Here is a 15,609-nt window from a genome sequence, read left to right as displayed (position 1 = left end):
GGGAAGTGTGATTGCCCGATGGGTTCCTCGTGGTGTAGTTCTTCATCAAGCGGATATGTTGGTAAAGTAAAAATCAAAGATAATCCAAGGTTTATCACTGTACCATTCAGAGAAACAAAAGCATTTGAAAAACTATACAATCAACGGACCAGTGTAGAGCGTATGTTCGGAGATTTAAAAAATAATTACAACCTTGATAACATCTGGGTTGCAAAAATGGCAAGGGCAAAAGTCTTTATGGATTTATCTTGTATTGCCCTTATTGCATCAAGATTATCAGATGCAGCCAGCAAGGAAAAATCCAACGTAGCATAAATAAAATACCATATGAAATGGAGGTGTCATAATTCAGTTATCCACAAGGATTGAAAATGAATTATGAAATTCCCTCAAGTAGAAAATTTGAAAACTTGGTGTGGCATAAAATGTATCTATATAGTATAATAGAAAATATTATGGAACTTGATATAAATAAAAGAAACGAAGTATTGAAATATGTCGAAAGTTATGGATATTTAGGAACTGAGATAATTCGGGTATATCGAAGTATGTGTGGAGAATGTGAAGAAGTGAAAAATCTTTTATATGATAGTGCAAAAAAATTTAATATTGTTATTTTAGGAACAGGGAAATATTTTTTTTGTATTGAAAAGATGTTAAAAAACTAGATGCTGAGTATTTTAAAGTTATTACAAAGAAAGACGAAAATCACAGGGGAGTAATTACATTATCTGAATATCCATATAAATAAGAAAAGACTATTATAATTGTTTGGATAAGTCAACTTAAAGAACAAGAAATACTTTCTAGTTTGGCAGGGAAAAAATATAAAAAGATTATTTATCCACTGTGGTTTAATAGAGAGATATTAATGAGATAAAATAAGGAAATTGTGTATATGAAAATTTCGATTATAGTACCAGTATACAATGTGGAACAATATTTGGCAGAGTGTTTGGAAAGTTTAGTTTCACAGGATATGTCTGATTATGAAATTATATGTATTGAAGATTGTTCTGAGGATAATTCTATGAGTATACTAAAAGAGTATGCACGAAAATATAGCAATATAAAGATTATAAGGCATACTACTAATAAGGGGTTATCAGCAGCAAGAAATTCTGGAATAAAAGCAGCAAGGGGAGAGTATTTACAATTTGTAGATTCCGATGATATGCTTGTAAAAGGTGCATGTAAGAAGTTGTATAATAATGCAAAAAAAAGTGATGCAGATATTGTATATTTTAATATGGAATTCCTAAATGATACGGATAAATTCTTAATAAGACATGAAGAAAGTAATATTGATTATGTTGGTCAATATACTGGAAGACAGTTGTTTTGTTTATATGAAAAAAACAATAATCATAAAACGGAATCGGTAAGACAGTTTATAAAGAGAGAATTTGTTATAAATAATCATTTACAATTTCATGAAGGAATTATTCATGAGGATGTCTTGTTTTATTTTCTTGCTGCGATGAAAGCGAATACAGTGATAGATATTAACACTTCACTATATATATATCGACAGAGAGAAGATTCAATTATGTGGTCACAAAGAGATAAGACATCGGGTTCGTTAAAAGTATGTATTATGAATATGTGTGCTTACTGGCTAAATGATGAGAGTTTTTCGGATGATGAAAATGAAATAATAGGGAAATATATCAAAAGAATATATGATATATACAAACAGTATGAACATTATGAAAATGAAATAAATGAATGCAATATGTTTGGCAATCGTAAAGAAAAAATAATACAAAAAATTTTCTTAGGTAAATGTGATGAAGTTATTTATCTATCAAAAGACATTATAGATAAATTGCGATATAATGAAAAAAATATTATATATGGGGCTGGTAAAATGGCAACTATTTTATATGATTATTTACATCAGAATAATGTGAAAATTCATAATATTGTTGTTACAAATAAAAAAAGAAATCATCAAACGTTAGCAGGTATAAGAGTTGATGAGATAAATGAACTCAATGAAAATAATGATGCCATATTTATAATTGGAACAGATACAAAATTTCAATCTGAAATAGAAATAGAATTGCGAAATAGAGGATATAAAAATATTATAAAGCCTTCAATATGTCAGAAAAGAGGTTGAAAATGAAGTTAATAAATAAGGAACATGAATTAGATGAGATAGCAAATAAATTACTATTAGAGTTTAATGGAAGAAGTAAATTTTATATTTATGGAGCTGGAAAACTTGGAAAATTGCTTTATGAAAAACTTAAATGTAAGAATCAGTTTTCGGCATTTATAGATAATGATAATAGAAAACAAAGAGATGGATTTTGCAGTCAGAAAGTTATAACATTTAAAGAATATCTGAAAGTTATGTCAAATTGTTCTAACTGAAAGATGTACACTAAGATGTAAAAAATGTGCACATGCATGTTATGCTGCGGATAATATGCTTGAAGATATGAGTATAGAAATGGCATATAAAAGTGCAGATAGTTTTTTTGAAAAAGTCGATTTAATCAATGAGTTTGTATTGATAGGAGGGGAACCTTTTTTATATAAGAAGTTACCGGATATAATCGAATATATTGGGAAAAAATACAGAAATCAAATCAATATTTTTAGTATAACAACAAATGGAACAATAACACCAAAGCGTGATGTGTTGGAAATGTGTAAAAAATATCATGTTTTGATAAGAATATCGAATTATTCTGAACAAATAAAAAGATTAAAAAAACAATATGAAGTTCTAATTAAAACACTTGAGGATTTTGGTGTGGAATACGATATCACACCAGAACACGGGCATTGGATGGTTTATGGTTTTGAATATGTGGATAATGGCGATAATCCAGAACAGTTGATAAGTATATTTGATAATTGTAAAACACCTTGCAGGGAAATACGAGGCAGTAAATTATATTATTGTGTTATGGCACGTTCAGTAGCAGATAATTTACATAAAAATGTCGGAAAAGATGATTATCTTGACTTTGATAGCCTGAGTGAAAAGGATTATAAAAGACAGATTTTAGAGTATACATATGGATATTCTGAAAAAGGTTATTTGGATATGTGTAAGTATTGTCATGGGGCAGATGCTCGTAAATATATTATTCCGGTAGCAGAGCAACTGAGTTTATAAAGGAAAAGAGGATAATATGCATACGATCGGAGTGGTTGTTACAGTATACAATCTTCAAGATTATGTTGAGGAGTGTGTAAATAGTATTCTGAATCAGGAGTATGATAATTTGGATATTGTTATTGTGGATGATGGTTCAACAGATAACAGTCCTGAGATATGTGATCGGATTGCAAAGTATGATAAAAGAGTAAAAGTGATACATCAAAGCAATCAGGGCCCAATAGTAGCAAGGTTAAATGGAGCAAATGCATTAAGGACACAGTATATTTCGTTTGTTGATGGTGATGACTGGATTAAAACTGAACTTTATAGTGATATTGTAAAATCAGGATATCTGGGGAAGGCAGATATTATTGATTTTGGAATTATTAGATATCATAGTGAAAATGATATGCGTAATGATAATGGGATATTTAAAGCAGGATTATATGAAAAAAATAAGATGATTAAAGAGATAATTCCTAAGATGTTATGGTATAAATCATCGTATGGTCTTGATCCAAGTATATGTTCCAAAATAATTAAAAGAGAATTATTTATTGCACAGATAAAAGCTATAAAAGATTTAAAGATTCATTATGGTGAAGATGCGGCTGTGATATATCCAATGGTGTTGAATGCACAAAATATTGCTATTATTGGAAGATGCTACTATTTTCACAGACAACGCAAGAATAATGTTTTACCGGGGTATATTTCCGATTGTTATTATTATGATAAAGTCTATAAGTTATATTCATATCTTAGAGATGTTTTTAGTATATCGCAGTATAAGGAACAACTTATTAAACAATTAGATTATTTTTATATTGCTTCTGTGCGATTAGGTAAAATAAGGTATGGTGATCTTGCATTTGAAGAAGATTATATGTTTCCTTTTAATAGAGTACCACAGGGAAGCAATATTATATTATATGGTGCAGGCAGGGTAGGACAGACATTTTATAGGCAGTTGCAAAAATTGGACTATTGTAAGGTCGTGGGATGGATTGATAAAAATCCTCAGATTTATGATAAATATAAGATACATAGTCCTGAATACATAGAAGATTTGGATTATGATGCGGTAATTGTAGCAATAGATTCAAAACAAACATCAGAAAATGTTAAAAATGATTTATGTAATTGGGGAGTAGATAATGATAAGATAGTTCTTTTGTAACAAAATATATTTATAAAATACATAGTAATGCAGACAATGAAATGGTTTTATATGCTGTAATATAAAGGTGAACGAATATGAGAATATGAAATACTTGCTTTTTGGCACAGGAGATTACTACAACCGATATAAAAAATGGTTTGAATGTAAACACTCTAACCCATGTACCTGTAAATACCCTGAAAAATTTGTTATAACAGTAATAATCCAGTTGCACAAGTTGTACGATTTTAACGAATTGTACAATTCGTACAACTATCACAAATTTTTCAGGAGGTTATAATTATTGAATGCTAAAGAGCTGGAAACACAGCACAATCTTAAAAAGTGGGCAGCCATAATAAAAGAATGCCGTTCAAGCGGCATGAAGATACTTCAGTGGCTTGAGATAAACAACATATCAAAAGACCAGTATTACTACTGGCAGAAAAAGCTTAAAGAAACATGTATTGATACTTTTGAAAGACAGGTAGCTACATTTGTGGAGATGATGTATGTGAAATGCTAGAATGTATAATGCAATATTCAGGAAAGCAGGATACTTTTAATGTGAGTTCTGGTAGAGGAATTTCACAAAATCAAATTATTAATATTGTAAAATCGATGGGGTATACTCCACGGATAATATATAAGGAAGAAAGGCTGATACTAAAAGTATAATTCTGAACAATAAAAGAATACAACAACTATGGCTGAAAACTCCAATTAGTATAGAAAAAGGAATAAAGTTATATAATGATTATCTAAGAAGTCAAATGAAGATATGTGTGATATTAACTTCAAAATGTATTGAAAAGAGGAACGTATGATTAATAAATTAAACCAGATATATAATATGTTTTCAGATGAATTGTCAAAGGAACTTTATAGACTTCGTGTAAACTGGTTGATGACAGGTAAGCACGAGTATATTGAAAAAATTGTAGAACTTTCGCATCCGGAATTTCCTGTTTGGAATAGCAGAGATGAAAAGGAGTTCCTTGATATTTTGCCAAGAGATAGGAAAATAGTTTTTTATGGAGCGGGTACTTTTGCAGAAAGGCTGTTACCATATTTGGCGGAATCGTCTTTAAATTTTGTGTTTTGTGACATGAATAGTGAAAGACAACAAGAGGGGTTTTTTGGTTACAGTGTAATTAGCCCGCAAAATCTGATAGATATGTGTGATGATAAAGCTGTTGTTATATGTACAACGAAATATGTTCAAGAAGTTGAAAAATATTTATTAGATAATGGAATAAGAAAAGATGAAATAATTGATATTAGGTCTTATTTTAAATGTGGAACTGGTGATGAATATTTTAATGAAGAGTTTTTGAATTATTCAGAGAGAGAAATATTTATAGATGCCGGAAGTTTTGATTTGGGAACGACAATTGAATTTAAGAAAAAATGTATAGGGCTGACAAAAGCATATGCATTTGAACCCGATGCAAGCAATTATCAGAAGTGTCTGATAAAATCGGAAAAGGAAAAAGAGAAACTTCCCAAAACCGTAGTATTGCCATATGGAACATGGAGTAGCGCAACAGAACTTTGCTTTGATTCAACGGCGGATGGCTGTTCTCATATCGGAAATGGTAAAACGATTATCAAGACAGCTGCAATTGATGATATTGTAGATAAAAATGATAAAATTACATTTATTAAAATGGATGTAGAAGGGGCAGAACTTGAATCTTTAAAGGGGGCAAAAAAGATTATTCAAAGAGATAAACCAAAGATGGCAATATGTATTTATCATAAGCCTGAAGATGTTATAACGTTGCCTGTTTATATCAAAGAATTAGTACCGGAATATAAATTTTATCTTAGAAGTTATAGCAATGCAGATAATGAAATGGTTTTATATGCTGTAATATAAAGGTGAACGAATATGAAATACTTGCTTTTTGGCACGGGAGATTACTACAACCGATATAAAAAATGGTTTGAATCAGCAGATGTTGTGGCATTACTGGATAATGCAGTTGAAAAACAAAACACAGTATTAGACAATATCCGGGTACTATCACCGCAGGAAGGTGTGAAACTGGAATATGATGTGATTATTATTCTGAGCTTTTATGTGAAGCCCATGAAACAGCAACTGCTGGAACTTGGAGTAGAAGAAAATAAAATATATCATTTCTATGACTTGCATAAGATATTGGATATTCATCGATTAAAAAAGCCGGTACAGTACTATGGTGATGCAAAACAGATCATATTTGCACCGGATATAACAAAGAAAAAAATCCTGCTTTTATCACAGGATATGACACTTGGGGGGCCGGCAATAGCACTTTATCATGCGGCTGAGATTTTAATACAGCATGGCTATCAGGTTGTATTTGGTTCAATGTTAGATGGTCCGTTAAAGAAAATTTTATTGGACAGAGGGATTTCTGTAGTGGTGGATGTGAACCTTCAGCTTGAAACCATGAAAGAGAATGAATGGATAAACCATTTTTCACTTATTTTTTGCAGTACTATTAATTTCTATGTGTTTTTATCGGAGAGGGATTGCACAATACCGGCAGTCTGGTGGCTGCATGATTCTTTATTCTTTTATGATGGAGTGGATAAGCAGTGCCTGAGGCAGATGGATAAAACGAATCTTACAGTTTTATCTGTAGGTTCGGTGCCAGAACAGGCTATACACACAATTGTACCGGATTTGTCAGTGAATTGGCTGGTCTATGGTGTAGAAGATACAGCGGACGTCCATAAGAATCTGATAAAATATGATGATAGAGTCTGCTTTGTAACAATAGGATATATTGAATCAAGAAAAGGGCAGGATTTATTATTGCAGGCAATATTGCTATTACCGGAAGAAATAAGGAAAAAAGCGGTATTTTATTTTGTGGGTCAGGATTCGTCGGTTATGGCACAGCAAATAAAACACAAAATTCAGACAATACCAGAGGTCATTATCACGGGTACGGTCAATCGCAGACAGATAGATGAAATTTTAAACAAGGCAGATGTGCTGGTATGTCCGTCAAGACAAGACCCAATGCCGACAGTTGCAGCAGAAGCAATGATGAATTCGGTTCCGTGTCTTATATCAGATGCGACGGGAACGGCAGCTTATTTAACAGACGGTAAAAATGGAATGGTTTTCCGAAACGAAGATATAAAAGGATTGTCACATCAGCTGGAAATGTGTATCAGACAGCCGGAGCGACTGGGCGAAATGGGGAAAAAGGCGAGAAACGTGTATGAAAAAATTTTTTCAATGAGAGTTTTTGAAGAAGCGCTGATAGGTACAGTAAATGATTTATTATAGTGGGTGGTAAAATGTCAAAGCTGGAACAAATATTACAACAATATCAACAAACCAATATTGCTATATATGGTCTGGGTAATGAAACTGAGAAAGTGCTGAATGAATTAGATGCGCAGTATCATATTGTGGGTTTGTTAGATAGCTTTCGGGATAAGGGAGAACTTTACGGTAAGTCTATCATTCCTTTAATAGAAACAGTTCAAAAAAATGTAAAATTGATTCTGGTTGTGGCAAGACCGGGTTCCTGTAAAGCAATTGCAAGAAAAATTGAGGCATTTTGTAAAGAAAATGAAATTGCTGTATATGATGTCAGAGGAAATGATTTATACGAGAAAAAAAGTGTTGTATACGACTTTAAAAATGTAACTGGAATTACAAAGGCAGAACTTGTTCAGCAGATGAAAGGTAAAGATGTTTTAAGTATTGATTTATTTGATACACTAATTATGCGCAAGACGCTATATCCTACGGATGTTATTGAAATAGTTGAATGTAAATTAAAAGAACGTGGAATTCATATTGAGAATTTTTTTAGTCGAAGGCTGGAAAGTGAAAAGTATTTATCACAGCAGACAGCACCGGTATTAGAGCAGATATATGCATATATGCTTGAAAAGTATGCTGTAACTGGAGTGACTGCACAGGAATTGTCACAGCTTGAGTGGCAGGTGGATTATGAGCTGGTAATTCCACGTAATGAAGTCTGTCAGTGGGTTTCGGGCGTATATAACAGTGGAAAAGAGGTGTATATTGTTTCAGATACGTATTATACACAGCAACAGCTGGTTCGGTTGTTGGATAAATGTAAAATAACACAATATACAGCAGTTATAGCTTCCTGTGAATATCATACCGGAAAAACACAAAGACTTTTTAAAATATTAAAACAAAAATTGCAGGGGAAATCCTGTATGCATATCGGAGATGATGATATATCAGATATTCAGTCGGCAGAGCGTGCAGGAATATCCGCATATAAAATATATAGTGGACTGGATTTGTTAGAAAAAGCGGGATATCTGGGATTGTCGGAATTTATGAAGAAATTAGCAGATAGAATTAAAGTGGGTGTGTTCGTTTCACAATTATTAAATTCACCATTTCAATTTGAAACAGAAGAAAAGAAAATCATGATTAAAGATGCATATTGGCTGGGATATCTTTGCTTCGCACCAATGATTAGTGATTTTGTGATATGGTTCAAAAAGCAGATTCAAAAGTACAATATTAAAAATATTTGGTTTTGCGCCAGAGATGGATATTTAATTAAAAAAATGTATGATATATTTGTACGGGAAAATCAAAGTATTTATTTTCTAACATCACGTACAGCAGCGATTCGGGCGGGGATACAAAGCAGGCAGGATATTGGGTATATTGAAGAAATGCGATTTAGCGGAACGGTAAAAGAACAATTGCAAAAACGGTTAGGAATAACGGTAAAAGAAGAAAAAGAAAACCTGATAAGTTATGAACAAGAGATATTCAATCATGCCATGGTTTGCAGAGATGGATATCAAAAATATATTGCACAATTTCAGACGAATAATGGAGAGATTGCTTTTTTCGATTTTGTTGCAAAGGGAACGTGTCAGATGTTTATGAGCCGCATGGTTGATGCACATTTAAAGGGATTTTATTTTTTGCGTTTAGAAGAAGAACAGATGCATGATAAAAACTTGGACATTGTTTCATTTTATGAAAACAGTGAAAAGGAAAACAGCGTAATATTTGACGATTACTATATTCTGGAAACGATGCTGACTTCGCCAAAGCCATCGGTTATATATTTTGATGAGAATGGTAGTCCGGTTTATGCAGAAGAAACACGCAGCAAAGCAGATATTGAGTGCTTTCAAAAGGCACAAAATGGTATTTTGGATTATTTTAAAACTTATTTAAAAATCTGTCCGGATAGTCAGTTGATTGAGAATAAGAAATTAGACGAAGTTTTGCTGGCATTGATTCATAGAGTTGGCATAGAAGATAAAACATTCTTGAATTTGAAAGTAGAGGATTCTTTTTTTAATAGAATGACGGAAATGCCAAGTCTGATTTAGTTTAGAATGGAATCAATATTGATATTCTGGAAAGATAAAAGTATGATATACGATATGGGAGGACTGCACAATGCATTTTGAATTAACAGCCTCAATGATGTGTGCCAATTATGGCAATCTTGAGCAGGAAGTGAGGGCATTAGAGGAAGGCGGAATTGATTCGTTTCATATAGATATTATGGACGGAAGATACGTTCCGAATTTTGCGATGTCGCTAAATGATATGCGCTATATTGCCGGTGCGGCAACAAAACCGTTGGATGTGCATTTGATGATTGAACATCCAAACAACCACATTAATTTATTTTTGAAAAATTTAAGAAAAGGTGATACGGTCTATATTCACCCGGAGGCTGAGTATCACCCGTCAACGACCTTGCAGACGATTATTGATGCAGGCATGGTGCCGGGCATTGCGATTAATCCGGGGACGTCTGTAGAAACGGTATTGGAAATGCTGCGTATTGTAAAAAAGGTTTTGGTGATGTCTGTAAATCCCGGAAATGCCGGACAGATGTACTTGCCATATGTCGGAAAAAAGATTACAAAGCTTCTGGCATTAAAAGAGGACATGGATTTTGAAATGTACTGGGACGGTGCCTGCAGTGCCGAGCGTATCTTAGAATTTGCGCCAAAGGGCATGAAAGGGTTTGTGCTGGGAACAACGCTGCTGTTTGGAAAGGACAGACCTTACGGTGAAATTTTGCGGGATATCCGGGATTTGCGGCTATGAACACAGCACTGATTTTATCCGGCGGGGTCGGCAGCAGGCTCGGCGCGGATATGCCAAAGCAGTATATCAAAGTTGGAAACAGAATGATTTTATCATATTGCGTGGAACGCCTGTCCTTACACCCGCAGATTGATGCAATTCAGATTGTGGCACAGGAAGCATGGCGCGGACCGATTGCAGACTGCTTAAAATCTTATGATGTAAACAAAAAATTTAAAGGCTTTTCAAGTCCGGGCGAAAACCGCCAGCTCTCTATTTATAACGGACTGCGGGATATTTTAACTTATGCCAAAGCGCAGGATACCGTGCTGATTCACGATGCGGCGCGTCCGTGCCTGTCAGAAGCACTGGTTACGGCATGTATTGGCGCATTGGAAGAACATGACGGCGTACTTCCGGTGCTGCCGATGAAGGATACGGTTTATTTAAGCCGTGACGGAAAATGCGTGTCGTCTTTGCTCAACAGACAGGAGATTTTTGCAGGACAGGCACCGGAACTGTTTGTTTTAGGAAAATACTATGAAGCCAATGAACAGCTGCTTCCGCAAAAAATTTTGCAGGTCAACGGTTCGACTGAACCGGCGGTGCTTGCAGGAATGGATATTGCGATGATACCGGGCGATGAGGGCAATTATAAAATCACGACAAAGGTGGATTTGGAACGTTTCAGGGAATATATTTCGCAAAAGAGGCTATAATTGGAGGAATCATTGAAAATGAAGGCATGGGTGCTTGAAGATATCGGAAATATAAAATATAAAGAAGTATTAAAGCCGCAGATATCGGAAAATGAGGTTTTAGTGCAAGTGAAGGCGGCAGGTATCTGCGGTTCGGACATTCCGCGGATTTATCAGACCGGCGCACACCAAATGCCGCTGATTCCGGGACACGAATTTTCAGGTCAGGTGGTACAGACCGGTGAGAATGCCGATGTAAAATGGCAGAATAAGCGGGTGGGTATTTTTCCGTTAATTCCATGCCGGAAATGTATTGCCTGCATAAAAGGGCAGTATGAGCTGTGCAGGAATTACAGTTATCTCGGTTCCAGACGGGACGGCGGATTTGCGGAGTATGTTGCAGTACCGGAGCGCAACCTCATTGAACTGCCGGAAAATGTTTTATATGAGGAAGCGGCAATGCTTGAACCCATGGCGGTGGCATGCCACGCACTGCGCCGGGTGAAAGCATCATCAAGCGATACAGTTGCAGTGTGCGGACTGGGAACAATTGGAATGTTTATTGTCATGCTTTTATTGGAACGGAATGTGAAAAATCTGTTGGTAATCGGCAACAAAGCATTTCAAAAAGAAAAAATTTTAAAGCTTGGTATCAAAGAAGAACAGTATTGTGACAGTAAATGCGAAAATGTAGAAGTATGGCTGGATAAGAAGACTGGTGGAATCGGAGCGGACGTCTTTTTTGAATGTGTAGGTAAAAATGAAACCTGTTCGCTTGTAATAAATCATGCGGCACCCGGCGGAAAGGTCTGCTTAGTAGGAAATCCGTATTCGGACATGCTGCTTGATAAGCAGGTTTATTGGAAGATTTTAAGAAATCAGCTGACGGTAACAGGAACGTGGAATTCCTCCTTTACAGGCGAAGTAACTGATGACTGGCATATGATCGTGCATTTGTTAAAAGAAAAAAAGATTGACCCGGCGCAGTTTATTTCACACCGTTACACACTGGAAGAATTAGACCGGGGCTTTGAAATCATGCGGGATAAATCAGAAGATTATATTAAAATTATGGCGGTTACGGAATAAGCGGCTAAAGTGGATTTGAAACATTTCAGGCGGACAGTAAAAACGGATTGGGCGAAAGAGGCAGAGCAGATGAAAGAAATTTCAATGGATTTTTTCAGGGATGAGGTAAGAAACGGATTTTTTATTCCGACAGCGGTAAAACAGGCGTGGGCGGCGCAGTTACAGGTGTTGGATGTAATTGAAACAATTTGCAGAAAGCATGACATCACGTATTTTGCGGACTGGGGGACGATTCTTGGAACCGTGCGCCACGGCGGCTATGTGCCGTGGGACGATGATATGGATATCTGCATGAAAAGAGAGGATTACACGCGGTTTAAAGAAGCCGCAAAGACAGAACTGCCAAAGGATTTCCGGATTCATGATTATGAACATCAGGAAGACCATTGGCTGTTTTTGTCGCGCGTTGCCAACAGCGTCCATATCAATTTTGAGCCAGAGCATATGAAACAGTTTCACAACTTTCCGTACATAGCCGGGATTGATATTTTTGTACTGGATTACCTGTACAAGGATGAACAGCAGGAAAAACAGCGCTGTGAGGAAGTCAAACACATTATCGCGGTTGCGGACAGCATTATTGCGGGAGAGATTGCACAGCCGGTAAAAGAAGCCAATCTGATTCAGCTGGAAGAAAAATATCATAAAACTTTCAACAGAAAACTGGACAACCGTCATATAGGAATTGAATTGTACCGTCTGGCAGAGGAACAGATGGCACGTGTGCCAAAAGAAGAATCTGACCGCATGGCACAGATTTTTCCGTGGGGCTTATTAGGAAACCGCGGACAGGATAGAGAGTATTATGAGAAATTTGTGCGCCTTCCGTTTGAAAATACGACAATGCCGGTGCCTGCCGATTATCACAGGATTTTAAGCGGTAAATACCATGATTATTTTAAAATCCACAAGGTCTGGAGCGGACATGATTATCCGTATTTTGAAGGACAGCGAAAAAATCTGCAGGCGGTTGCGGACTTTAAACTGCCGGAATTTACATTTGATAAGGCAATGCTGCGCCAAAACACCAAAGAAATGAAAAATTCCGATACCATGCAGAACATCGCCGCAGAAGCACTGCTAAATATTGAAAAACTGTATAAAGCGTTTATGGCGGAAATGCAGGGGAAAACAGGAAGTGTTGTTGCAGGCAGTGAAGAAGCGGACGATACAGAGCAAAGCAGAAGTGAAGCATGGACTGATAATGCAGGGCAGAGAACGGGTAAATTGTCAGCAGACAGTACGGCACAGCTGTTGGATATTCTGGCGCAGTGTCAGGGTGTTGCGATTGATTTGGGCAATTTTATTGAGCAGATGAAAGGTGAGCAGCATCCGTCAGCAAAGGTGTGTGTTGCGGCATTGGAGAAATACTGCGAGAAAATTTTCAATGCTTATAATAAGTTGTCCTTGATTAATGAGCAGCCGGAAGAAAATCCACAGATTGATAATGGAACGCAGGCAGGAACATCGCAGGCGGTTTGGACAGACAAGATTCAGTCAGAATCAGATTTGTATGGCTGCGAAGCATTACAGCAGGCATTTGTTCAGATGAAGCAGACGGTTGAAAATGAAATTATCCATAAAAAGCTGGTTGCATTTTTGCCGGACAACCCAAAACGCTGGAAAGAAATGCAGGCGCTATATGATTATTACAGACAGCAGGAAAATACAGAAGTCTGCGTAATTCCACTGCCGCTGTTTGCCAAAAATCTATATGGAGAGATTGTGGCAGGGCAGGACGAATACGATAAGAATGATAAGAGGGGCGAATACCCGGCTGATTTGAATATCATTGCGTGGCATACAGTCCAGATGCAGTCGTATGAATTTGCGGCGATAGTGATTCAGAATCCGTATGATGCCGAGAATCCGTATTTGACGGTTCCGCCGGCGTATTATGCAAAACAGCTTCAGCAGTATACAGACTGTCTGATTTATATGATGCCGCAGGGGGTCAATGATTTTACGGAAAATGATATCACGGACGTTTACGGGCTGAAATACAGTCTGATGATGCCTGGGGCAATGTATGCTGACCGGATTTTAATAGAATCGCCTGCGATGAAAGCACTGTTTGTAAATCATCTGACAGCATTTGCGGGCGAAGATACAAAAGAGGTTTGGGCTGATAAAGTGATGACTATTGCTGCATTTTCAGGTGAGAGTGCGCAGACCGGACAGCCTGTTCAAAACGGTCAGTGCGGTCAGACACCGCCGAAAAAAAAGCTGTTATACTGCATTGGTGAAAATGAATTTTATGAAAATGCGGATATGGCAATCAATAAAGTAAAAGAACGTCTGAATGTTATGACACAATATCCGGAATCTTTAAAAGTTGCAGTCTGCCTGTATCCGTATGATATTGCAGCGTGGGATATCTGCACAGGGCAGGAAAAAGATATGCTTGTACAGGTATTAAAGGAATACCAGAAGAATAAAGGAATTGAGTTGTTAACAAAAAATGTTTTTAATATAAACGATATAGATGATATGACAGCTTATTACGGCAGTCCATCCCCGCTCATCTGCCGGTTTGTACAGCAGCATAAACCTGCGATGGTGTCGGAGGAGCAGTAGTTAGAGCAGATTTGCTTCATTAAAAATAGTGAAATCTAATTGACATAGATAAAATAACTGTTATATTATAATTATAGAAAGGTCTCCATTAACCTTATAGTTTTAAATTATAAAAGAGATGAACGTTAAAGAGGGTCTCCATTAACCTTCGGTAATCAGTCCGTAAAGAGATGAACATTAAAGAATGGGAAGCATAGTCTTCCCATATTTTTTACTAAAATACAAAGGAGTATTATAATGTTTGTGCTGGAGGGGAATCTGACATTTATTAATATTGACCAGGATTATTTAAAAAGACTGCATGACGTATGTACAGAAGTATATTATAAGCCTAGAGGATATGAAAATAAACCGTATATAGGAATTCTTATAAATAAAGAAGACAGAAAATATGTTATTCCGTTATCGTCCGCCAAAGAAAAACATAAAACATGGAAAAATGTTAATAAAGAATGTTATTTGATTTATGAGTATGTAAAAAAATCCTGCATGGGGGAAAATGAAATCTGGGTGGAAACAGAGCCGGATAATGTGAAACACATATTATCTGTTATAGATATTAAGAAGATGATTCCTATAGTGGACGGCTTATATAGCAGAGTGAATATTAATGATGATAATAGTGATACAGACGAGATAAGAAAATATAAGGATTTATTAAACAAAGAATACGTTTTTATATTAAAAATAATCGATGAAATAATTGATAAAGCAAATAAACTTTATGATAAACAAAAGGAGCGTGGAAAGATTGCTAAATTCTGTTGTGATTTTAAAAAATTAGAAAAAGTAGCAGATCATTATAAATGAAGTGGAAGCCTGTCTGTCAACGGATAGGCATTATATTTAAAGAAGATTTTACGAATGAAACTTACAAAATATTAGTTTTGTTTATAAC

The 15,609-nt window shown here is 35.8% G+C and carries 15 protein-coding genes; all 15 read left to right on the top strand.

The genetic code is table 11. From position 1 onward, the window contains the following. Window positions 1–18: 18 nt before the first annotated feature. The 15 genes from WMO37_RS05105 (at window position 19) to WMO37_RS05035 (ending at window position 15,521) form a co-directional block, all read left to right on the top strand. Window positions 19–315 carry a hypothetical protein gene (locus WMO37_RS05105; protein ID WP_436970258.1) on the top strand — a complete coding sequence of 99 codons (297 nt, stop codon included), beginning with the start codon at window positions 19–21 and terminating at the stop codon, window positions 313–315. A gap of 56 nt (window positions 316–371) precedes the next feature. Then, window positions 372–668 carry a hypothetical protein gene (locus WMO37_RS05100; RefSeq protein WP_349154448.1) on the top strand — a complete coding sequence of 99 codons (297 nt, stop codon included), beginning with the start codon at window positions 372–374 and terminating at the stop codon, window positions 666–668. 230 nt (window positions 669–898) lie between these two features. Then, a complete protein-coding gene (locus WMO37_RS05095; RefSeq protein ID WP_349154447.1) occupies window positions 899–2,125 on the top strand; it encodes a glycosyltransferase family 2 protein in 1,227 nt (408 codons plus the stop codon). A 2-nt stretch (window positions 2,126–2,127) separates the two neighbouring features. After that, the gene (locus tag WMO37_RS05090) at window positions 2,128–2,382 is read left to right on the top strand and encodes a hypothetical protein (protein ID WP_349154446.1); all 255 of its coding nucleotides are present in this window, start codon (window positions 2,128–2,130) and stop codon (window positions 2,380–2,382) included. Further along, window positions 2,369–3,136, top strand: coding sequence for a radical SAM protein (locus WMO37_RS05085; RefSeq protein WP_349154528.1), 768 nt, complete (start codon window positions 2,369–2,371; stop codon window positions 3,134–3,136). The genes WMO37_RS05090 and WMO37_RS05085 overlap by 14 nt, the downstream gene beginning before the upstream one ends. Window positions 3,137–3,152: 16 nt before the next feature. Further along, window positions 3,153–4,301: a glycosyltransferase gene (locus tag WMO37_RS05080; RefSeq protein ID WP_349154445.1), complete on the top strand. Its 1,149-nt coding sequence runs from the start codon at window positions 3,153–3,155 to the stop codon at window positions 4,299–4,301. A gap of 286 nt (window positions 4,302–4,587) precedes the next feature. Beyond that, window positions 4,588–4,809: an IS66 family insertion sequence element accessory protein TnpA gene (gene tnpA, locus WMO37_RS05075; RefSeq protein WP_349154444.1), complete on the top strand. Its 222-nt coding sequence runs from the start codon at window positions 4,588–4,590 to the stop codon at window positions 4,807–4,809. 297 nt (window positions 4,810–5,106) lie between these two features. Further along, complete coding sequence (locus WMO37_RS05070) at window positions 5,107–6,165, top strand: FkbM family methyltransferase (protein WP_349154443.1); 1,059 nt, start codon at window positions 5,107–5,109, stop codon at window positions 6,163–6,165. A gap of 12 nt (window positions 6,166–6,177) precedes the next feature. Beyond that, window positions 6,178–7,575, top strand: coding sequence for a glycosyltransferase family 4 protein (locus WMO37_RS05065; RefSeq protein WP_349154442.1), 1,398 nt, complete (start codon window positions 6,178–6,180; stop codon window positions 7,573–7,575). Window positions 7,576–7,586: 11 nt separating this feature from the next. After that, a complete protein-coding gene (locus WMO37_RS05060; protein ID WP_349154441.1) occupies window positions 7,587–9,635 on the top strand; it encodes an HAD-IA family hydrolase in 2,049 nt (682 codons plus the stop codon). A gap of 70 nt (window positions 9,636–9,705) precedes the next feature. Next, window positions 9,706–10,368 carry a ribulose-phosphate 3-epimerase gene (locus WMO37_RS05055; protein WP_349154440.1) on the top strand — a complete coding sequence of 221 codons (663 nt, stop codon included), beginning with the start codon at window positions 9,706–9,708 and terminating at the stop codon, window positions 10,366–10,368. Next, a complete protein-coding gene (locus tag WMO37_RS05050; protein WP_349154439.1) occupies window positions 10,365–11,066 on the top strand; it encodes an IspD/TarI family cytidylyltransferase in 702 nt (233 codons plus the stop codon). Before WMO37_RS05055 ends, WMO37_RS05050 begins: the two co-directional genes overlap by 4 nt. 18 nt (window positions 11,067–11,084) lie before the next feature. Continuing rightward, complete coding sequence (locus WMO37_RS05045) at window positions 11,085–12,134, top strand: galactitol-1-phosphate 5-dehydrogenase (protein ID WP_349154527.1); 1,050 nt, start codon at window positions 11,085–11,087, stop codon at window positions 12,132–12,134. A 69-nt stretch (window positions 12,135–12,203) separates the two neighbouring features. After that, window positions 12,204–14,711 carry a LicD family protein gene (locus tag WMO37_RS05040; RefSeq protein WP_349154438.1) on the top strand — a complete coding sequence of 836 codons (2,508 nt, stop codon included), beginning with the start codon at window positions 12,204–12,206 and terminating at the stop codon, window positions 14,709–14,711. 237 nt (window positions 14,712–14,948) lie between these two features. After that, window positions 14,949–15,521, top strand: a complete 573-nt coding sequence (locus tag WMO37_RS05035) for a type III toxin-antitoxin system ToxN/AbiQ family toxin (protein ID WP_349154437.1) — start codon at window positions 14,949–14,951, stop codon at window positions 15,519–15,521. Window positions 15,522–15,609 lie beyond the last annotated feature (88 nt).

Origin of the sequence: Lachnospira intestinalis (assembly GCF_040095895.1) — a bacterium.
In the GTDB taxonomy this organism is placed as follows: domain Bacteria; phylum Bacillota; class Clostridia; order Lachnospirales; family Lachnospiraceae; genus Lachnospira; species Lachnospira intestinalis.
Note: the sequence above shows the minus strand (reverse complement) of the source record. Positions and strands in the feature narration are given on the sequence as shown.